The 18,883-nt window shown below is 70.0% G+C and carries 18 protein-coding genes; 9 read left to right on the forward strand and 9 right to left on the reverse strand.

All coding sequences use genetic code 11. The features are described from left to right. The 6 genes from ACFXG1_RS07250 to pknB form a co-directional block, all read left to right on the forward strand. On the forward strand, nucleotides 1–378 hold a 378-nt coding region (locus ACFXG1_RS07250), incomplete at its 5' end, for an FHA domain-containing protein (protein ID WP_384741523.1). A 10-nt stretch (nucleotides 379–388) separates the two neighbouring features. Then, nucleotides 389–916: an FHA domain-containing protein gene (locus ACFXG1_RS07255; protein WP_384709692.1), complete on the forward strand. Its 528-nt coding sequence runs from the start codon at nucleotides 389–391 to the stop codon at nucleotides 914–916. A gap of 140 nt (nucleotides 917–1,056) precedes the next feature. Then, on the forward strand, nucleotides 1,057–2,574 hold the full coding sequence (locus tag ACFXG1_RS07260; protein WP_384709689.1) for a PP2C family protein-serine/threonine phosphatase: 1,518 nt from the start codon (nucleotides 1,057–1,059) through the stop codon (nucleotides 2,572–2,574). 26 nt (nucleotides 2,575–2,600) lie between these two features. Further along, nucleotides 2,601–4,013: an FtsW/RodA/SpoVE family cell cycle protein gene (locus tag ACFXG1_RS07265; RefSeq protein WP_384709685.1), complete on the forward strand. Its 1,413-nt coding sequence runs from the start codon at nucleotides 2,601–2,603 to the stop codon at nucleotides 4,011–4,013. Further along, on the forward strand, nucleotides 4,010–5,479 hold the full coding sequence (locus ACFXG1_RS07270) for a penicillin-binding transpeptidase domain-containing protein (RefSeq protein WP_384709682.1): 1,470 nt from the start codon (nucleotides 4,010–4,012) through the stop codon (nucleotides 5,477–5,479). The genes ACFXG1_RS07265 and ACFXG1_RS07270 overlap by 4 nt, the downstream gene beginning before the upstream one ends. 342 nt (nucleotides 5,480–5,821) lie before the next feature. Continuing rightward, on the forward strand, nucleotides 5,822–7,825 hold the full coding sequence (gene pknB, locus ACFXG1_RS07275; protein ID WP_384709679.1) for a Stk1 family PASTA domain-containing Ser/Thr kinase: 2,004 nt from the start codon (nucleotides 5,822–5,824) through the stop codon (nucleotides 7,823–7,825). Between the two features lie 149 nt (nucleotides 7,826–7,974). Here the strand turns inward: pknB and ACFXG1_RS07280 are convergent, their stop codons facing one another. The 6 genes from ACFXG1_RS07280 to ACFXG1_RS07305 all read right to left on the reverse strand — a co-directional run bounded on the left by ACFXG1_RS07280 (nucleotide 7,975) and on the right by ACFXG1_RS07305 (nucleotide 12,587). Next, entirely contained in the window at nucleotides 7,975–8,655 is a 681-nt protein-coding gene (locus tag ACFXG1_RS07280) for a class E sortase (RefSeq protein WP_384709676.1), read from the reverse strand. Between the two features lie 110 nt (nucleotides 8,656–8,765). Next, entirely contained in the window at nucleotides 8,766–10,094 is a 1,329-nt protein-coding gene (locus ACFXG1_RS07285; protein ID WP_384709700.1) for a class E sortase, read from the reverse strand. Further along, nucleotides 10,052–10,708 carry an aminodeoxychorismate/anthranilate synthase component II gene (locus ACFXG1_RS07290; RefSeq protein ID WP_384709673.1) on the reverse strand — a complete coding sequence of 219 codons (657 nt, stop codon included), beginning with the start codon at nucleotides 10,706–10,708 and terminating at the stop codon, nucleotides 10,052–10,054. The genes ACFXG1_RS07285 and ACFXG1_RS07290 overlap by 43 nt, the downstream gene beginning before the upstream one ends. Next, nucleotides 10,705–10,935, reverse strand: a complete 231-nt coding sequence (locus ACFXG1_RS07295) for a hypothetical protein (RefSeq protein ID WP_384709698.1) — start codon at nucleotides 10,933–10,935, stop codon at nucleotides 10,705–10,707. The genes ACFXG1_RS07290 and ACFXG1_RS07295 overlap by 4 nt, the downstream gene beginning before the upstream one ends. A 56-nt stretch (nucleotides 10,936–10,991) precedes the next feature. After that, on the reverse strand, nucleotides 10,992–11,765 hold the full coding sequence (locus ACFXG1_RS07300; RefSeq protein WP_384709670.1) for a class E sortase: 774 nt from the start codon (nucleotides 11,763–11,765) through the stop codon (nucleotides 10,992–10,994). Between the two features lie 84 nt (nucleotides 11,766–11,849). Then, on the reverse strand, nucleotides 11,850–12,587 hold the full coding sequence (locus ACFXG1_RS07305; protein WP_384709668.1) for a DUF881 domain-containing protein: 738 nt from the start codon (nucleotides 12,585–12,587) through the stop codon (nucleotides 11,850–11,852). 252 nt (nucleotides 12,588–12,839) lie between these two features. Between ACFXG1_RS07305 and crgA the strand changes: the two genes are divergently transcribed. Beyond that, complete coding sequence (gene crgA, locus ACFXG1_RS07310) at nucleotides 12,840–13,094, forward strand: cell division protein CrgA (RefSeq protein WP_384709665.1); 255 nt, start codon at nucleotides 12,840–12,842, stop codon at nucleotides 13,092–13,094. Nucleotides 13,095–13,642: 548 nt separating this feature from the next. On the opposite strand, the gene ACFXG1_RS07315 is transcribed toward crgA, so the two are convergent. Both ACFXG1_RS07315 and ACFXG1_RS07320 read right to left on the reverse strand, forming a co-directional pair. After that, nucleotides 13,643–14,542 (reverse strand): rhomboid family intramembrane serine protease, encoded by a 900-nt coding sequence (locus ACFXG1_RS07315; protein ID WP_384709662.1) that lies wholly within the window; start codon nucleotides 14,540–14,542, stop codon nucleotides 13,643–13,645. Nucleotides 14,543–14,770: 228 nt separating this feature from the next. Further along, nucleotides 14,771–15,304 carry a peptidylprolyl isomerase gene (locus ACFXG1_RS07320; protein ID WP_384709659.1) on the reverse strand — a complete coding sequence of 178 codons (534 nt, stop codon included), beginning with the start codon at nucleotides 15,302–15,304 and terminating at the stop codon, nucleotides 14,771–14,773. Between the two features lie 276 nt (nucleotides 15,305–15,580). Here ACFXG1_RS07320 and ACFXG1_RS07325 point away from each other — a divergent pair, with 276 nt between their 5' ends. Continuing rightward, on the forward strand, nucleotides 15,581–16,303 hold the full coding sequence (locus ACFXG1_RS07325; RefSeq protein ID WP_384741529.1) for a DUF5324 family protein: 723 nt from the start codon (nucleotides 15,581–15,583) through the stop codon (nucleotides 16,301–16,303). 370 nt (nucleotides 16,304–16,673) lie between these two features. Here the strand turns inward: ACFXG1_RS07325 and ACFXG1_RS07330 are convergent, their stop codons facing one another. Beyond that, nucleotides 16,674–17,450: a DUF6344 domain-containing protein gene (locus tag ACFXG1_RS07330; RefSeq protein ID WP_384709653.1), complete on the reverse strand. Its 777-nt coding sequence runs from the start codon at nucleotides 17,448–17,450 to the stop codon at nucleotides 16,674–16,676. A gap of 354 nt (nucleotides 17,451–17,804) precedes the next feature. On the opposite strand from ACFXG1_RS07330, the gene ACFXG1_RS07335 reads away from it, so the two are divergent. After that, on the forward strand, nucleotides 17,805–18,740 hold the full coding sequence (locus ACFXG1_RS07335; RefSeq protein WP_384709650.1) for a sigma-70 family RNA polymerase sigma factor: 936 nt from the start codon (nucleotides 17,805–17,807) through the stop codon (nucleotides 18,738–18,740). Nucleotides 18,741–18,883: the final 143 nt, after the last annotated feature.

Genomic DNA, 18,883 nt, shown 5'->3' on the forward strand with positions numbered 1-18,883 from the left:
CCCTGGACCCCTCCGCCGGGCGGCGGGCGGCCCGGGCTCGCGGCCGTGGGCTCGGACCGCAGGCCCGGCGGCGGGCCGGGACCGCTGCCCGGGGCCCAGGTCAGGCACTGGATCGAGATCAACGGCACCCGCCACCAGATCTCCCGCCCGACGCTCGTCCTGGGCCGCAGCACCGAAGCCGATGTCCGGATCGACGACCCCGGCGTCTCCCGCCGGCACTGCGAGATCCGGACCGGAACGCCCTCGACGATCCAGGATCTGGGATCCACCAACGGCATCGTGGTGGACGGGCAGCACACCACGCGCGCTACGCTCCGCGACGGCTCGCGGATCGTCGTGGGCAGCACCACCATCGTTTACCGGCAAGCCGAAGGGTGAAGCGGGGGCAATGTCAGAGCTGACCCTTACGGTCATGCGGTTGGGTTTCCTGGCCGTTCTGTGGCTGTTCGTCATCGTGGCCGTGCAGGTCATCCGCAGCGACCTGTTCGGTACGCGGGTCACCCAGCGGGGATCGCGCCGGGGCACCGAGCCGCGCGCCCAGCAGCGCCAGGCCGCCCCGGCGGCCCCGCCGCCGCAGCGCCAGCAGCAGCCACCGCAGTCCGGCGGCCGCCAGCGGCGCGGCGCCCCGACCAAGCTGATCGTGACGGAGGGCACCCTCACGGGGACGACGGTGGCGCTCCAGGGCCAGACGATCGCCCTGGGCCGGGCCCACGACTCCACGATCGTGCTGGACGACGACTACGCGTCCAGCAGGCATGCCAGGATCTACCCGGACCGTGACGGCCAGTGGATCGTCGAGGACCTCGGGTCCACCAACGGCACCTATCTCGACCGGACCCGGCTCACCACGCCGACCCCGATTCCGCTGGGCGCGCCGATCCGTATCGGCAAGACCGTCATCGAGCTGCGGAAGTAGATACGACCAATGACAGCGCGCGAGCGGAGCGAGCGAGCCGCGGTCCCCTCGGCGGACCGGGGCGGGCTCCCGACCGGAGGGTGGGCAGTGTGGCAAGAGACCGGCTGTACCCCGATCCAGGTTCACCGGGGCAGGTGCGTATGAGTCTGTCTCTGCGCTTCGCCGCCGGATCCCACAAGGGCATGATCCGCGAGGGGAACGAGGACTCCGGCTACGCCGGTCCCCGCCTGCTCGCGATCGCCGACGGCATGGGCGGCCAGGCGGCCGGCGAGGTCGCGTCCTCCGAGGTCATCTCGGCGCTCGTCGGGCTCGACGACGACGTCCCCGGGTCCGACATCATCACGGCCCTCGGTACGGCGGTCCAGCGCGCCAACGAGCAGCTGCGGCTGATGGTCGAGGAGGACCCCCAGCTGGAGGGCATGGGCACCACGTTGACCGCCCTGCTCTGGACCGGGCAGCGGCTCGGTCTGGTGCACGTCGGCGACTCCCGCGCGTATCTGCTGCGCGACGGGGTGCTCACCCAGATCACCCAGGACCACACCTGGGTGCAGCGGCTGGTCGACGAGGGCCGGATCACCGAGGAGGAGGCCACCACCCATCCGCAGCGCTCCTTGCTGATGCGCGCGCTGGGCAGCGGTGACCACGTCGAACCCGATCTGTCGATCCGCGAGGTCCGCGCCGGGGACCGCTATTTGGTCTGCTCCGACGGTCTGTCGGGGGTGGTGTCCCACCAGACGATGGAGGACACCCTCGCCAGCTACCAGGGCCCGCAGGAGACCGTCCAGAACCTGATCCAGCTCGCCCTGCGCGGCGGCGGACCCGACAACATCACCTGCATCGTCGCCGACGTCCTCGACACCGACACCGGTGAGGCGACGGCGGAGCACCTCAGCGACATCCCGGTCGTCGTCGGCGCGGTCGCCGAGAACCAGTACCCGCTGAACGACGGCGGCGCGATGCAGACCCCGGCCGGGCGCGCGTCCGGCCTGGGCCGCCCGGCCCCGCAGCAGGGGGGCTTCGGCCCGCCCGGCAGCGGCGGCTACGGCGGCCGGGCGCCCGACGGCAGCCAGGAGTCGTACGACGGCTTCGACGAGTACGACGGCGACCTCGCCAAGCCGCGCTCCGCGGGCCGGGTGTGGTTCGGCCGGACGCTGATCGGCGTCCTGGCGCTGGCGGTCGTCGGCGGCGCGCTGTACGGCGGCCACCGCTGGACGCAGACGCAGTACTACATCGGTACGAAGGACGGCCATGTCGCCCTCTACCAGGGCATCGACCAGGACCTGGGGTGGGTGTCGCTCTCCAAGGTGAAGAAGGACCACCCGGAGATCGAACTCAAGTACCTGCCGCCGTACCAGCAGAAGCAGGTCGAGGGCGCCCTTCCCCAGGACAGCCTCGACCGGGCCAGGACCAAGATCGAGGAACTGTCCCTCCAGGCCGGCGCCTGCCGGAAGAACGAGGAGCGCCGCGCGGTGGCCGCCGCCAACGCCGAGAAGGCCGAACAGGCGAAGAAGGCCGAAGAGGCCGCGAAGAACGCCGAGAAGCCCGCCGCGGGCGACCGGAAAACGACCGACAAGCCGCCGACCGACGCTTCTCCCGCTCCGGGTCCCACCCTCTCGGAGGAGGAGCAGAAGCTGGCCTCGAACTGCGGTAAGCAGTAACTCAGCCGTAGGGGGCCTTCTCGACCATGAGCGTTGTCACCAACACCACCACGATCGGCGCCATCGACGCGCCGAGCCGACGCAACACCGAGTTGATGCTGCTCGCCATCGCGGTGGCCATCGCGGTGTTCGCGTACGTCAATGTGGGCCTCGCCCTCGACGGCAAGCTGCCCGCGGGCGTCTTCGGCTATACGGCGGGGATCACCCTGCTGGCCACGGTCGCCCATCTCGTGGTGCGCAAGTTCGCCAAGTACGCCGATCCGCTGCTGCTGCCGCTGGCGGTGGTGCTCAACGGCCTCGGCCTGGTGATGATCTGGCGGCTCGACCAGTCCAAGCGGCTGATCCAGCGGGCCGAGGGGGCTTGGGGATCGTTCTCGCCCGACGCCCCCAAGCAGATGATGTACTCGGCGATCGGTATCGCCCTCTTCGTCGGCGTGCTGCTGCTCCTCAAGGACCACCGGATCCTCCAGCGGTACACGTATATCTCGATGGCGGCGGCGCTGGTGCTGCTGGTGCTGCCGATGTTCTTCCCGGCCCGTAACGGCGCCCGGATCTGGATCAGCCTCGGCCCGATCAACATCCAGCCCGGCGAGTTCGCGAAGATCATTATCGCGGTCTTCTTCTCCGGCTATCTGATGGTGAAGCGGGACGCGCTGGCGCTGGCCAGCCGCCGCTTCCTCGGCCTCTACCTGCCGCGCGGCCGGGACCTCGGCCCGATCCTCGTGGTCTGGGCGATGTCGATCCTCATCCTGGTGTTCGAGACCGACCTCGGTACGTCCCTGCTGTTCTTCGGGATGTTCGTGATCATGCTGTACGTGGCCACGGAGCGGACCAGCTGGATCGTCTTCGGTCTGCTGATGTCCGCGATCGGAGCGGTCGGCGTGGCGTCGATCTCCCCGCACGTCGGCGCCCGCGTCGACGCCTGGCTCGACCCGTTCTCCTGCTTCGAGACCAGCGACGCCTGTGAGCAGATCTCCAACGCGATCATGTCCTTCGGCGCCGGCGGCACCCTCGGCACCGGCCTGGGCCAGGGCAACTCGGATCTGATCGGCTTCGCCGCCAACTCCGACTTCATCCTCTCCACCGTCGGCGAGGAGTTCGGCCTGGCCGGGATGATGGCCTTCCTGATGATCTACGGGCTGATCGTGGAGCGCGGTATCCGTACGGCGCTGGCCGCCCGCGACCCGTTCGGCAAGCTGCTGGCGATCGGCCTCTCCGGCGCCTTCGCCATCCAGGTGTTCGTGGTCGCCGGCGGTGTGATGGGCCTGATCCCGCTGACCGGTATGACGATGCCGTTCGTGGCGGCCGGCGGCTCGTCCGTGATCGCCAACTGGGCGCTGATCGCCATCCTGATCCGGATCAGCGACACGGCGCGCCGCCCGGCCCCCGCGCCCGCTCCCTCCCCCGACGCCGAGATGACCCAGGTGGTCCGACCGTGAACAAGCCCCTGCGCCGGATCGCGATCTTCTGCGGACTGCTCGTCCTCGCCCTGCTGGTGCGCACCAACTGGCTCCAGTACGTGCAGGCGGAGGATCTGAACACCCATGACAAGAACCGCCGGGTGCTGATCGAGCGGTACGCCGACGAACGCGGCAACATCATCGTCGACGGCAAGCCGATCACCGGCTCCGTGAAGACCGACAGCGCCGACTTCGCGTACAAGCGGACCTATGTCAACGGGCCGATGTGGGCGCCGGTGACCGGCTACGCCTCCCAGGTGTTCGGCGCCAACCAGTTGGAGAAGCTGGAGGACGGCATCCTCACCGGCAACTCGGACCAGCTCTTCTTCGACCGCACGATGGCCATGTTCACGGGCGACGAGAAGAAGGGCGGCAATGTCGTCACGACCCTGAACGGGGCCGCGCAGAAGGCCGCCTTCGAGGGCCTGGGCTCCAAAAAGGGCGCGGTCGCCGCGATGGACCCCAAGACCGGCAAGATCCTCGCGCTCGCCTCCACCCCCTCGTACGACCCGAGCGCCTTCGCGGGCAGCTCGAAGAAGGACGAGAAGGCGTGGGCCACGTTGTCCTCGAAGGACAACAAGGAGAAGCCGATGCTCAACCGGGCGCTGCGGGAGGTCTACCCGCCCGGTTCCGTCTTCAAGGTGGTCACGGCGGCGGCGGCGCTGGAGCACGGCAAGGTCGAGGACATCAACGCCGCGACGGACACCGAGGAACCGTACATCCTGCCCAACACCCGTACGCCGATGAAGAACATGGCGAGCGGATGCGAGAACGCGACCCTGAAGTTCGCCCTCCAGATCTCCTGCAACTCGGTCTTCGCCAAGCTCGGTGACGAGGTGGGCCGGGACAAGATGGTGGAGACGGTCAAGAAGTTCGGCTTCAACGACGACGAGCTGGACACCCCGGTCCGGGCCGCGATGTCGCGGTACAACGACACCATGGACCGGCCGGGCAACGCGCTCTCCTCGATCGGCCAGTTCGACACCGCGACCACCCCGCTCCAGATGGCGATGGTCGCGGCGGCGATCGCCAACGACGGCAAGCTGATGAAGCCGTACATGGTCGACCAGCTGGTGGCGCCCAATCTCGATGTCATCTCCAAGACGAAGCCGTCGGAGATGAGCCGTCCCCTCTCGGCGGAGAACGCCCAGCTGGTGCGGGACATGATGGAGAACGTCGTGGAGAACGGCGGCGGCAAGAAGGCCGCGCTCGGCGGCGGTGTGAAGGTGGGCGGCAAGACCGGTACGGCCCAGCACGGCGAGAAGAACTCGAAGCGCCCGTACGCCTGGTTCATCTCCTACGCGATGACAGACGACGGCTCCCCGGTCGCGGTCGCCGTGGTGGTCGAGGACAGCGGCGCCAGCCGTGAGGACATCTCCGGTGGCGGCCTGGCCGCGCCGATCGCCAAGGACGTGATGAAGGCGGTGCTGGACAGCAAGCGGTGACGTACCGCCTCTTCGGGCGAACTCCCCGGACCGGACCGGTGATGTCCGCGGGGGAACCGAGTGCCCGGGTCGTACCGTCTCACCCCCGTAGCCGCGGGCACCCGCGGCGCCCCGCCCGGCCCGTACAGTGGCCCGGCAGGGAGCCGCGCGGTGACGCATCTCACGTCCGGCCCCGATACCTGCACATTGCGATACCGGTCGGGTATCAGCTGAAGGTCACGGGACGATCGGGTGGTATGGGCCCGGTAGCGTGTATCGAGCGGCACACCCACCGGACCGGTTACACGGGTGCGGTGGCGGAGAACGAGTGCAGTGGGGACTGACGGAGAGGGCTGGAACAGTATGGAAGAGCCGCGTCGCCTCGGCGGCCGGTACGAACTGGGCTCGGTGCTCGGCCGTGGTGGCATGGCGGAGGTCTATCTCGCCCACGACACCCGGCTCGGCCGCACCGTCGCCGTGAAGACGCTGCGGGCCGATCTCGCCCGCGACCCGTCCTTCCAGGCCCGGTTCCGCCGTGAGGCCCAATCCGCCGCGTCGCTCAACCATCCGGCGATCGTCGCCGTGTACGACACCGGCGAGGACTACGTCGACGGGGTGTCCATCCCGTACATCGTGATGGAGTACGTCGACGGCTCCACCCTGCGCGAGCTGCTGCACTCCGGGCGCAGACTGCTGCCCGAGCGCACGCTGGAGATGACGACCGGCATCCTCCAGGCGCTGGAGTACTCGCACCGCAACGGCATCGTCCACCGGGACATCAAGCCCGCGAACGTGATGCTGAACCGGAACGGCCAGGTCAAGGTGATGGACTTCGGCATCGCGCGCGCCATGGGCGACGCCGGGATGACGATGACCCAGACCGCGGCCGTCATCGGCACCGCCCAGTACCTGTCGCCGGAGCAGGCCAAGGGCGAGCAGGTCGACGCCCGCTCCGACCTCTACTCCACCGGCTGTCTGCTGTACGAGCTGCTGGCGGTAAGGCCCCCGTTCATCGGCGACTCGCCGGTGGCCGTGGCGTACCAGCACGTACGCGAGGAGCCGCAGCCGCCGTCGGTCTTCGATCCCGAGATCACCCCCGAGATGGACGCCATCGTCCTGCGGGCCCTGGTCAAGGACCCCGACTACCGCTACCAGTCCGCCGACGAGATGCGGGCCGATATCGAGGCATGCCTCGACGGCCAGCCCGTGGCGGCCACGGCGGCGCTCGGCGCGGTCGCGTACGGCGGCGGTTACGGCGGTCCGCAGGACCAGCAGACGACGGCGCTGCGGCAGGCCGACCCGGCCGCCGCGCAGACGTCGATGCTGCCGCCCATGAACCCGGACGACGGCGGCTACAACGGCTACGACGACCGGCCCGACCGCCGGCGTCAGCAGAAGAAGTCGCATACGTCGACGATCCTGCTGGCGGTCGCGGCCGTTCTGGTGCTGGTCGGCGCGATCCTGATCGGCCAGTCCATCTTCAACAAGGACGAGAAGACCGCGCAGGTCGTGGTGCCCGTCCTGGTCGGCCAGACGATGAAGCAGGCGCAGGAGCTGGCGGACAACGCCAAGGTGAAGGTCTCCCAGACCGGTACCGAGGCGTGCGATCAGCAGCCCAAGGGCAAGATCTGCAAGCAGACCCCCGACGGCGGGCAGATGGACCAGGGCGCCACGATCCAGGTCGTGGTCTCGGAGGGCGCGGCCAAGGTCGAGGTGCCGGACGTCACCGAGAAGTCCGAGCAGAGCGCCGTCGAGGCCCTGGAGCGCAAGGGCTTCGAGGTCGAGGTGAAGACGGCCGAGTCCGACGAGGTCGAAGAGGGCAAGGTCATCAGGCAGAAGCCCGATGGCAACTCGATGGCCGAGAAGAAGTCGACCGTCACGATCACCGTGGCCCGTAAGACCATGGTCAACGTGCCGCCGGTGGAGACCCGCCAGCTCTCCCAGGGCGAGCAGCAGCTCAAGATCGTCGGCTTTGACGTCTCGGTCGAGATGGTCGACTCGGACAAGCCCGCGAACGAGATCATCGAGCAGACGCCCAAGGGCAACACCCGGGCCGGTGAGGGTTCGACCGTCAAGCTGAAGGTCTCCAAGGGCCCGCAGCAGCAGACGCAGGCCCCGATGGTGGTGAGCCAGACGATCGCGCAGGCCAAGGCGGCTCTGGAGCAGCTGGGCCTCCAGCTCGGCGACATCAACGGGCCGCGCGGCGACAACGCGCTCGTGATCCGGCAGGACCCGCAGCCGGGTACCCCGATGAACCAGGGCGACAAGGTCAATATCGAGACCCAGGAATTCGGCGGCAACGGCAACAACGGGAACGGCGGCAACGGCAGCGGTGACATAGGGGACTGGCTGGGCGGCAGCGACTGACCAGGCAGGCAGTGATACGGGGAAGGCCCCGGCGCCCTCGAAGGGTGCCGGGGCCTTCCCCGTATCGCGTCGTCGGCTACCGGTGGGAGCGGGCCCGGAGGGCGGGGGCCGGGAATCCGGGAGGCCGGGGCGCCGGGAGGGGCCGGGGCTTATCGCAGCTCGGCGGGTTTGGTGCGCTCCTGGTCGACCTTCTCCTGGCGGACCAGCTCGCCCCAGACGATATAGCGGTAGTCGGAGGTGAAGACCGGGGTGCAGGTGGTGAGGGTGATGTACCGGCCCGGCTTGGTCTTCCCGGACTCCTTCGGCACCGGGTCCAGCACGTCCACGTTGTACTTGGACGTCTTCGGGAGCGTCTTGTAGACCTTGTAGACGTACCAGACGTCCTTGGTCTCGAAGACGATCGGATCGCCGTCCTTGATCTTGTGGATGTTGTGGAACTTGGCGCCGTGGCCGTCGCGGTGCGCGGCGAGCGTGAAGTTGCCCCGGGGCTGCCACGGCAGCGCCGACTCGATCGGCTCGGTGTAGTAGCCGGCGATCCCGTCGTTGAGCTTCTTGGGGTTGGTCCCCCGCTTCACCAGCACCTCGCCGTTCTTCATCGCGGGTACGTGGAGGAAGCCGATGCCGTCCTTGGTGTCGAGGCCGCGCGGCGCGTTGTTGGCCTTCCAGCCGTCGCGTACCTCGTCGCTCTGGCGGGCGGCCTCCCGGTCGGCGAGGACATTGGTCCACCAGAGCGAGTAGGCGACGAACAGCGCCAGCACCACACCCGCGGTGATCAGCAGTTCGCCGAGGACACTGATGACACCGGCGATCCGGCTGCGCGCACGTGACACTGCTGCTCCTGTTCTCCTGTTCCCGTCTTCCCGTCCGGTTATGGTTCCGGTTCCTCGGGGCCTTCGGTCTGTCCCGGGCCGGGACGGAGCCGCCCGTCCCGGTCCGGCCCTTACCCTACGAGTGCGTCCGGCTTGCCCTTGCTGCGAGGCCGTTCCTCGACCATCGTCCCCCACACGATCATGCGATAGGTACTGGTGAACTCGGGGGTGCAGGTGGTGAGGGTGATGTACCGGCCGGGTTTGGTGAATCCCGATCCACGGGGGACCGGGTCGAGCACCGCGACATTGGAGGGCGAGGTCTCGGGGAGGATGCTCGCCATCTCGTACGTGTAGTACGCGTCACGGGTCTCGACGACGATCGGGTCGCCGGGTTTGAGGCGGTTGATGTACCGGAAGGGCTCACCGTGGGTGTTGCGGTGGCCCGCGACACCGAAGTTGCCCGCGGGGTCGGAGGGCATCGCGGTCTTGAGGGAGCCCTCCGCGTAGTGACCGGCCATGCCCCGGTCGAGCACCTTCTTCTTGTCGATGCCCTCGGCGACCGGGACCACGACGTCCAGCTTCGGGATGTACATGATCGCGAAGCCCTCCCCGGGCCGGAAGGCACCGGGCTTGCGCTTCTCGTCCTTGAAGCTCTGCTCGATCCGGTCGCGCTCCTTGCCCGCCTCCATCCCGGCGCGGACGTTGGTCCACCAGAGCTGATAGGTGACGAAGAGGAGCATCAGCACACCGCAGGTGATGAACAGTTCGCCCATGGCGCGGCTGGCGATCACGGCGGGGCTGTCCTTGGCGGCGCGGGCGGCGCGCCGGGCCTCGACCCGGGTCAGCGGCCGGGCGGACGCCTCACCCCCGGTTCCGGTCCCAATTCCGTTTCCGGTTCCGTTTCCGGTTGTCGTTCCGGTTCCGGTTCCGGTTCCGTCCGGGGATACGGGGTTCTGCTGACGGCCCCGGCCGCGGCCCTTCTTCGCGGCGGCGGCAGCGGCCCGGCGCCGTTCGGCCCGGCCGGGTCCCGGCGGGACCTGCGGCACGGGCGCCGGTACGGGATCCGGCTCCGCGGCCGGGAAGTCCGGGACGACCGGCGTGGCCGGGGCGACCGGCGCGTCCTCGATCACCGGCAGTACGGCGGTGTCCCGCATACCGCGCGGGGCCGGGCGGCGGGGCGGCGCGCCCTCCGGGGACCCGTACGGCTCCCGCGGCTGGTGGGACGCGTAAGGGGGCTGCGGGGACGGGTCCCGCCGCCGGTGCGACCCCGTCCCCGGCGGCGGCCCGGACGGCGCCTCCGCCGGTTGCCCCGGTTGCCCGGGTCGCCCCGGTCGCGCGGCGCCGTCCCCGGTCGCGCGGGCGCCCGCCGTGAACCACGGCGAGAGCCCCTCGTCCCCGGGCGCCGGCTCCCGCCCGGTCACACCAGGGCCTTGCCCACCACCGGCGCCAGTCCCGCCGATCGGGCCACCGCCCCGGCGTCGCCGCACGCCGCCAGCCAGTTGGCGAGCATCAGGTGCCCGTGCTCGGTGAGGACCGACTCGGGGTGGAACTGCACACCCTCCACCGGCAGTTCCCGGTGGCGCAGCCCCATGATGATGCCGTCCGCCGTCCAGGCGGTGACCTCCAGCTCCGCGGGGAGCTTGGCGGGCTCGGCGGCCAGGGAGTGGTAGCGGGTGGCGGTGAACGGCGACGGCAGCCCGGTGAAGACGCCCTTGCCCTCGTGGGTGACGGGCGAGGTCTTGCCGTGCAGCAGCTCGGGCGCCCGGTCGACGACCCCGCCGTACGCCACCGCCATCGACTGCATCCCCAGGCAGACGCCGAAGACGGGCACCCCGGTCGCGGCGCAGTGCCGGACCATGTCGACGCAGACACCGGCCTGTTCGGGCGTGCCGGGTCCCGGCGAGAGGAGGACGCCGTCGAAGCCGTCCTGGGCGTGCGAGAGCGCGACCTCGTCGTTCCGTACGACCTCGCACTCCGCCCCGAGCTGGTACAGGTACTGGACCAGGTTGAAGACGAAGCTGTCGTAGTTGTCGACGACCAGGACGCGCGCGGGCCGGTGGTGCTGTGCGTTCATCGGGCGATCCCCTCGGGTGCGGATCCGGTTCCGTTCCCGGCTCCGCTTCCGGTTCCGGAATCGGCTCCGGTCCCGTCTACGGTGACGTCGTTGAACGGAAGCAGCGGCTCCGCCCATGGGAAGACGTACTGGAAGAGCAGGTAGACGACGCCGAGGACCAGGACGAGCGCGATCAGGGCACGTATCCACACGTTGCCCGGCAGATGCCGCCAGATCCAGCCGTACATGCCGTCCCTTTCGTTTCGGTACCGCACCAGATTACGGGGCGGCACGGACCTGCGGGTCAGCTGCGCAAAGCTTCCGGTTTGCCGTGCGTCACAGGCCGGACGGCGTCGAGCCGGGCCCAGGCGATCAGCCGGTGGGTGCTGCCCCACTCCGGATCACACGTGGTGAGGGTGAGATAGCGCCCGGGTTTTTCGAAAGGTGACTTCTTGGGAACGGGATCGACCACTCCGATATCGGTCGGGATCGTTCGATAGGGCTTTTCGACAATCCGGTACGTGTACCAGCGCGCACCGTCCGTGAGGACGACCGGGTCGCCGGGGCGCAGCCGGGGAAAGTCCTTGAAGGGGTCGCCGTAGGTGCGGCGGTGTCCGGCGACGGAGAAGTTGCCGGTCCGGCCGAGGGCGGCGGTACGGGGGTAGTGGCCGAGGCCCTTCTTCAGGGTGCCGGCCCCGGTGCCCTCCAGGACGGGCCAGTCCCAGTCGCGGCCGAACCGGGGCACGTACATGACGGCGAAGGGCTCACCGGGGCGGTAGGCCGGGGGCGGGGCCTCCCCGGCCCCGGAGGAGCCCTCGGCGCCGGGAGCGGCTCCCGTCGCTCCTGTCGCTCCGGTCGCTCCCGAGGCCCCTGTGACCCCTGTGGCTCCCGTGGCGGCTCCGTCGAGGCCGGGCGCCGTACGGGCCCATCGCTCCCGCAGGAGCTCGATCTGCCCGTCGGTGGCACCGGCCGCCTTCACCCCGGTCCAGTACACGACGTACACGACGAACAGCACGATGACCGTGCCGACGGTGATGCACAACTCGCTCAGGCTTCGGATGACCAGCCGTACCGACACCGGACCCCCCAGGGGTGTCCCAGCCGCCCCGCCCCTGAACCGCCCCTGATCCGGCCCGATCGGGCCCGGTCCACGGGAAACGATCTAGGGGCGGACGGGCTGCGCGTAATGGAGATCCACTGTGCCCGAGTACCCCGGAAGAGTCACGGTGTCGCGCTCGTCGACTTTCCAGCCGAGCCCGTACGCCTGGACGTAGAGCTGGTAGTTGCCGAGCGCCGGGGACCGGTCGAGCGCCCGCCGCAGCCGGTCCTGGTCACCGACGGCGGTGATCTTGTACGGGGGCGAGTAGACCCGGCCCTGGAGGATCAGGGTGTTGCCGACGCACCGTACGGCGCTGGTGGAGATCAGCCGCTGGTCCATCACCTGGATGCCCCGGGCGCCGCCCGCCCACAGGGCGTTGACGACGGCCTGGAGGTCCTGCTGGTGGATCACGAGGTCATTGGCGCCGGGCTCCGGGTAGCCGGGCGCGGCGCGGGCGTCGGGCGGCGCGTCGTCGAGGGTGACGGTCAGTCCGGAGCCGGTGACCTTCTCGGTGCCGGACGCCCGCTTCAGGGCGCCGAGCCGGGCGTCCTCCTCACGGGTGTATCCGTCGTCGGCGCGGGCGAGCCCCTCGACCCGGCCGCGGAGCTTCGCCGTGGACTCGTCCAGCTCGCCGTTGCGGTCGCTCCGCTCCTGGATCAGATCGGAGAGCTTCAGCAGGGAGTCGTCGGTCCGGAGGTTGGTGCCCTTGGCGGTATTGAAGCTGGTGACGAAGATCAGCCCGGCGAGGGCGAAGACGGCGGCGGTCAGCGTCCGCAGTACGAGGGAGCGGCCACGGCCCATCACGTGATACCGAGAACCGGGCGGCAGGACCCGGCTGTCGTCCCGTTCGTCCACATTCCGGTCGGCCCCCTGTCCCCGCGCCCCTGCTCACCGGCAGAATTGCCCAGCGTACCCTTATGTCACCAGGCGCCGCGGAAGCACTACGCTAACGGACGCCCGGGGGAGGCAGTGGTTCCCCGTCGCTCCTCCCGGACCCGGCGCCAGCCACCGTTATCTGCGCGGTAACGCAGCGCATCGACAGGAGAGTCCCTCGTGCCGAAGTCACGTATCCGCAAGAAGGCCGACTACACGCCGCCGGCGGGTAAGCAGGCGACGACCATCAAGCTGACCAACCGCAGTTGGGTGGCGCCGGTCATGCTCGCACTGTTTCTGATCGGTCTCGTCTGGATCGTTCTGTTCTACGTGACCGACGGCAGTCTGCCGATCAAGAGCCTGGACAACTGGAACATCGTGGTGGGCTTCGGCTTCATCGCGGGCGGCTTCGCCGTCTCCACCCAGTGGAAGTGACCCTTCCGGGTTCACCGCGGACGCGGTCTCCGCAGGATCTCCCCAGGGTTGCCCACACCCTTTGCCCACCGAGTTGTCCACAGAGTTGTCCACAGTGGGGAAAAGGTCAGACGATCTGTGGATAACCTTCGGGATGTTGACGCCGGTGTGACTGCGTGAACCGCCGTCCGCCATCCCGGTGATTCCCCGTGTCCCTTGTGCCGGCTGGGCAGAGCCCGGTCCCGGCCGAGGGACACGGGGCTCTACCACACCGTGCACAAGATCCGGCACATGCTGTGGACAACTTCGGGGCGGACCGGGAAGAGCCCCTGCTCAGCAGGGGTTCGTCGGACACGTTTTCGGACTTCTTGAGCCTCTCGGCCCTCGATGGCCGAAACGGACCGGAAGGCCGGTCCCGGGACGGCTCGCGGCCGTAAGGCACGGCTCGACTCGGGTCGGGTCGACTCGGGTCGGCGCGTAAGGCTCGACTCGGCGCGTAAGGCTCGACGGCGTACGGGACCCGGGTCCGGGACGGCTCGCGCCCGGGGCCTCCGGCTCCGTACCGCCCCTCAGGTCAGATACGCGGTTCTGGCGGCCAGCGCGACCACGATCGCGACCATCACCAGCGCCCCGGCGCCGAACTGCACCAGATTCCGGTGCGCCTTGGGCGCGTAGACCATGGCGAGGGCGAGGATCCCGCCCGTCAGCAGTCCGCCCAGATGCGCCTGCCAGGAGATCTCCCCGGGCCGGACCACCGTCAGCACCACACTGATCGCGATGATCAGGCCGACCGGCCGCAGATCGAGATTCATCCGCCGCAGCAGTACGGCGAAGGCTCCGACCAGGCCGAAGATCGCGCCGGACGCGCCGATCGTGGCCTGGTTGGGCTCGCTCAGCAGATAGACGAAGACATCGCCGCCGAGCCCGGAGATCAGATAGAGCGCGAGAAAGCGGCTCCGGCCGAGCGCCGGTTCGACCATCCGGCCCAGGAACCACAGGGCCAGCAGGTTGAACGCGATATGGGACAGCTCCTGGTGGAGGAAGATCGAGGTCAGCAGGCGGTACCACTGACCGTCCGCGAGGCCGACGACCTCCCCGAGCAGCGGGCTGTACGCCAGCCCGATCAGGCTCGTCTCGTCGACGAAGCGGTCACCGAGCGCCAGGACGGCGGCGAAGACCGCGAGATTGATCCCGATGAGGATCTTGGTGACCAGGAAGGAGTCCGCCGCGATCGAGCCGCCCGCGATGGTCCGGGGCTGATTGGCCGCCGGGCCGTGCCCCGTACCGGAACCCGTCCTGACGCATTCGGGGCACTGGAAGCCGACGGAGGCGCTGATCATGCACTCCGTACAGATCGGCCGCTCGCAGCGGGTACAGCTGATGCCCGTCTCCCGCTCCGGGTGGCGGTAGCAGCCGGGCAGATCGTGCGCGCCGCGCGACTCCTGCGGCTGGCCTGGCGCCTGGTCCATGAAACTCCCACGTCCTTCACCGTCGGCCGGCTCCCGGCCGGTCTGCCGACCGACGCCCGGACGGCTGTCGTCGGTACGGCGCCGGAGCTCACCGCCCGGGATACCCGGCACATATCTCCGACCGGATACCCCGGTCGGACGCCCGGCAACACACCGCCCCGTCCATCAGACGGATGGACGGGGCGGATTTGTTCCCGGGGACGTATACGGATCCCAGGCGTCCGGTTCTCAGCCCTCGCGGGTCTCGACCACGACGGACTCGATGACCACGTCGTTCACCGGGCGGTCGGTGCGCGGGTTGGTCTGGAGCGCGGCGATCGCGTCGACGACCTTCTTGCCGGCGTCGCTGACGACCTCGCCGAAGATCGTGTGCTTGCCGGTCAGCCAGGTGGTCGGGCCGACGGTGATGAAGAACTGCGAGCCGTTGGTGCCCGGGCCGGCGTTGGCCATGGCCAGCAGGTACGGCTTGGTGAAGGCCAGCTCGGGGTGGAACTCGTCACCGAACTTGTAGCCGGGGCCGCCGGTGCCATTGCCCAGGGGGTCGCCACCCTGGATCATGAAACCCTCGATGACACGGTGGAAGACCGTCCCGTCGTACAGCCGGGCAGTGGTCTTCTGCCCGGTCGCGGGGTTGGTCCACTCGCGCTCGCCCTGGGCCAGCTCGACGAAGTTCTTGACGGTCTTGGGCGCGTGGTTCGGCAGCAGCCGGATCTCGATGTCGCCGTGGTTCGTCTTCAGGGTGGCGTAAAGCTGCTCAGCCACGATCCTGCCTTCCGGTGGGTGCTGACGGTCTTGTCGATCGGCCCGATCCTCGCACGGATGGGCGGCGGGTACCGAAAACCGGCCGGAAATGCCATGGAACGCCACCACCCGGGTACGGGCCCGGTGACCCGGATGCCCGCACCACATGCCGAGGTCCCGCCCCGAAGGCATGATTTTCCCACGGACGGATAGGCGATTACACGCTATGTACTGAACCGGGATGTGTGAGGGCTATGCCCCGGCTTATTCCGGTACGCCACCGATGAGGAGGTTCCCGTGACCCGCATGGAGAGCGTGCGCGCCGCGACCGATACGGCGAAGGAGAACGTGCTGCACGCGGCGGAGGTGGTGGCCCCCTATGCCGGCTCGGCCCGGGACCACGCCGCGTACTACGCGCAGGAAGCCCGCGTACGACTCGCGCCCCGTGTCTCCGAGGCGGCGCGGCGGACCGCCGCTCAGGCACGCCTGCAGTACGGCGCGCATGTGGCGCCGCATGTGCCGCCGACGGTGGACGCGGCGGCGCACCGGGCGGCGTACCAGGCCCGGAAGACCGCTCGTCAGGCGGCGGATTACGGCAAACCGCGGATCGAACACGCGGTGGCCGCGGCCCAGCCCATCGGGGAGGAGGCCGTTGTCAGGTCGCATGCCGCACTGGCCGCGCTGCGCGGCGGTGTGACGGCGGGGGAGATTCAGCGTCTGGTCAGGAAGCACGAGCGGCGGGCCAGGGCCGGCCGGGTCTTCAGGGGTCTCGCGATCGTCGGAGGGACGGCGGTCGTGGCGTTCGTGGCGTGGAAGTGGTGGGACCGGCAGGCCAATCCCGACTGGCTGGTGGAGCCGCCCGAGGCGACCGAGGTACCGGACCCGGGCCGCGATCCGCTGGCGTCCGTCGACGGCAGTCCCGACGCGCTGGATCCCGAGGTGCAGGCGAAGCAGAACGAAGCCGATGAAGCCGACGGGGCAGGCGGGGCAGGCCGGGCGGACCGCGACGACCGCGCCTGAGCGGGTCGTGGTCGTTCGGCGTGCGATGACCGTTCAGCGGTGTGCGGGGTGCGGGGTCGCCGGGCCGGCCGGGTAGCGGCTCTCGCCGTACGCCGCCGATCCGGTGGCCGTCCCGGATCCCCGGGTGCCGCCGTACGGATACGGACCGGGCGCCTTCCGGACTCCGGTGTTCCCGGTCGGACCGGTCGGACCGGTCGGACCGGTCGGACCGGTCGGTCCTGTCGTGCCCGTGGTAGTACCGCCGCCGGTCGTGGTGATGGTCGTACGGGCGGTCGCGGAGGCTGGTCGCGGTGGACCGGGCGGGTGCCCGTCACGGCGTGGGAAGGCCTCGTACGGCTGCTCGAACGGCACACGCACGACGTGCGATGTCTCATGCCGCCGTGGTGAACGACGACCGCGCTGCCGGGACGGCGGTACGGTCGGCGCCGGCCTGCTCCACCGGGACGCGGTCCGCCGCGGCTTCCACCACGGCACCCTCCGGCGCGGTGGCGTCGGACGCGCTCCGTTCCGCGCGGCCCGCCGGGTCGTCCGCACGGTCCGTGGGTACGGCGCGGTCGGCGGCTGCTTCGGTGTCCGCCGCGGCGGTCGCGGCGTCGGCGTCGTATACGGGGATCCTGCGGACCGAGGGCGACGAGCCGTGCGCCTCGGCGCCGATACGCTGCTTGATCGTCGGCGGCAGCGCCTTCTCACGTGGTCCGGCGTGCCTGCGGGGCGTCTGCGCGGGGATCAGCGCCGGCAGCAGCGACCGTACGGTCCGGCCGGGCTCACGGTCCCGGACGAGGTCCCGGACCCGGGCGGGCACCCGGTCCCGCCACCGCCCACGATCCTGTCCCTGCTCTTGCCCCTGCTCTTGTCCCCGCTCCTGTGCGTGCTCCGGTTGCCCGCCGCGTGCCTGGCGCGGCATCGCCGTCTCCGCCGGGTGCCCGGCGGGCGGTGAGCCGTCCCCTTCCGTCGCCGCGGTGGCATCGGCGGGCGACTCCGCTCCGCGCGACGACCGCGCCGCCCCGCCGGGCAGACCCTCGGCGGGCTGGGCTCCCGCCGTCCGCGCCGTCCCCGCCGCACCGGCGGAGAACCCCAGTGACGCCATCAGCGCCACGAGCGCCGCGACGACCGCGGCCCACAGATTCCTGACCTTCTGGACTGCCATGACCCCTCACTTTCAGGTTGGGCGATCTACATACCTTTCTCATGATGTGTATGGATCTCGAGTTGCGAAGGACCGACGCCGCTGCTAAGCGGTTCTTCCGATGAACACCACCCGGTCGGCCCATCCCGGGTGGCCGGGACGGTACGGAAGCCGTACGGTGCGTCCGATTCGCGCGGGGTCGCGGGCGGGCGCCGACGAGCCCCCGGGCCGTCGTGACGTACTGCTCCGTTCGGCGCGGACCACCTTCGTGATCGTCTTCTACCGTCTCGTCGTGTCCTGTTCTCGCGGACCCGTCACATCGGGCCCCTTCGGCGGGTCATACCGATGAGACACGGCAACGGAGGAAGGCGACGCATGAACGACCACACGCCCGAGCGGCGGCCCGCGGGCCAGGACCCGGCCGGGGCAGCCGGGACGTCCGGCGACGACTTCCTGGCCGCTCGTTTCGAGGAGCACCGGGAGCGGTTGCGCGCGGTCGCCTATCGCATGCTGGGTTCGACGGCCGAGGCCGACGACGCGGTCCAGGAGTCCTGGCTGCGGGTCAGCCGGGCCGGTACGGACGAGGTGGAGAATCTCGGCGGCTGGCTCACCACGATCGTCAGCCGGGTCTGTCTGAACATGCTCCGCTCCCGCACCCAGCGGCAGGAGGACCCGCTGGACGTCCGGGTACCGGATCCCGTGATCAGCAAGCCGGAAGGGGAGAACCCGGAGGACGAGGCGGTCCTGGCGGACTCGGTGGGGCTGGCGCTGCTCGTCGTACTGGAGACGCTGTCACCGGCCGAGCGGCTGGCGTTTGTGCTGCACGATCTGTTCGCCGTGCCGTTCGACGAGATCGCACCGGTCGTGGGACGTACCCCGGCCGCCACCCGGCAGCTCGCCAGCCGTGCGCGCCGCCGGGTCCAGGGGACTCCGGCGCCGGAGGCCGACGTCACCCGGCAGCGGGCGGTGGTGAACGCGTTCCTCGCGGCGGCCCGCGGCGGTGACTTCGAGGGGCTGATCGCGGTACTCGACCCGGAAGTCGTCGTCCGCTCCGACAGCGGCGGATCGCGTCCGGTCGAATTCGTCCGGGGCGCGGAGCGGGTGGCGCGGAACGCGATCACCTACTCCCGGATCGCCGCGTCCGTCCGCCCGGCGCTCGTCAACGGCACGGCGGGCTTCGTATCACTGGCACCCGACGGCTCACCGTTCTCCGTCATGGCCTTCACGGTCCGCGAGGGACGGATCGTCGAGATCGACGCCCTGACGGGCGATCGCCTCCGGAACCTCGATCTGACCGAACTCGACGCCTGACACCGACGCCTGACACCGACACCGACACCTGACACCGGGAAGCCGAAGCGGGCGGGGGGGGTGGGGGTGGCTGGTGGCGGGGGAAAACCCCGCGCCCGGGGGTCTACGGTAAATCAAAAATAGGGCCCCCCGCCCGGGGGCCC

It is taken from the genome of Streptomyces sp. NPDC059248, assembly GCF_042753905.1.
GTDB lineage: Bacteria > Actinomycetota > Actinomycetes > Streptomycetales > Streptomycetaceae > Streptomyces.

Bases quoted from the DNA above. Each gene is read 5' to 3' on its own strand.
- ACFXG1_RS07305 (WP_384709668.1), bottom strand. From the start codon at position 12,587: ATGGGCCGTGGCCGCTCCCTCGTACTGCGGACGCTGACCGCCGCCGTC.
- ACFXG1_RS07265 (WP_384709685.1), top strand. From the start codon at position 2,601: ATGAGCGTTGTCACCAACACCACCACGATCGGCGCCATCGACGCGCCG.
- ACFXG1_RS07290 (WP_384709673.1), bottom strand. From the start codon at position 10,708: ATGAACGCACAGCACCACCGGCCCGCGCGCGTCCTGGTCGTCGACAAC.
- ACFXG1_RS07295 (WP_384709698.1), bottom strand. From the start codon at position 10,935: ATGTACGGCTGGATCTGGCGGCATCTGCCGGGCAACGTGTGGATACGT.
- ACFXG1_RS07315 (WP_384709662.1), bottom strand. From the start codon at position 14,542: ATGGACCAGGCGCCAGGCCAGCCGCAGGAGTCGCGCGGCGCGCACGAT.
- ACFXG1_RS07260 (WP_384709689.1), top strand. From the start codon at position 1,057: ATGAGTCTGTCTCTGCGCTTCGCCGCCGGATCCCACAAGGGCATGATC.
- ACFXG1_RS07335 (WP_384709650.1), top strand. From the start codon at position 17,805: ATGAACGACCACACGCCCGAGCGGCGGCCCGCGGGCCAGGACCCGGCC.
- pknB (WP_384709679.1), top strand. From the start codon at position 5,822: ATGGAAGAGCCGCGTCGCCTCGGCGGCCGGTACGAACTGGGCTCGGTG.
- ACFXG1_RS07255 (WP_384709692.1), top strand. From the start codon at position 389: ATGTCAGAGCTGACCCTTACGGTCATGCGGTTGGGTTTCCTGGCCGTT.
- ACFXG1_RS07330 (WP_384709653.1), bottom strand. From the start codon at position 17,450: ATGGCAGTCCAGAAGGTCAGGAATCTGTGGGCCGCGGTCGTCGCGGCG.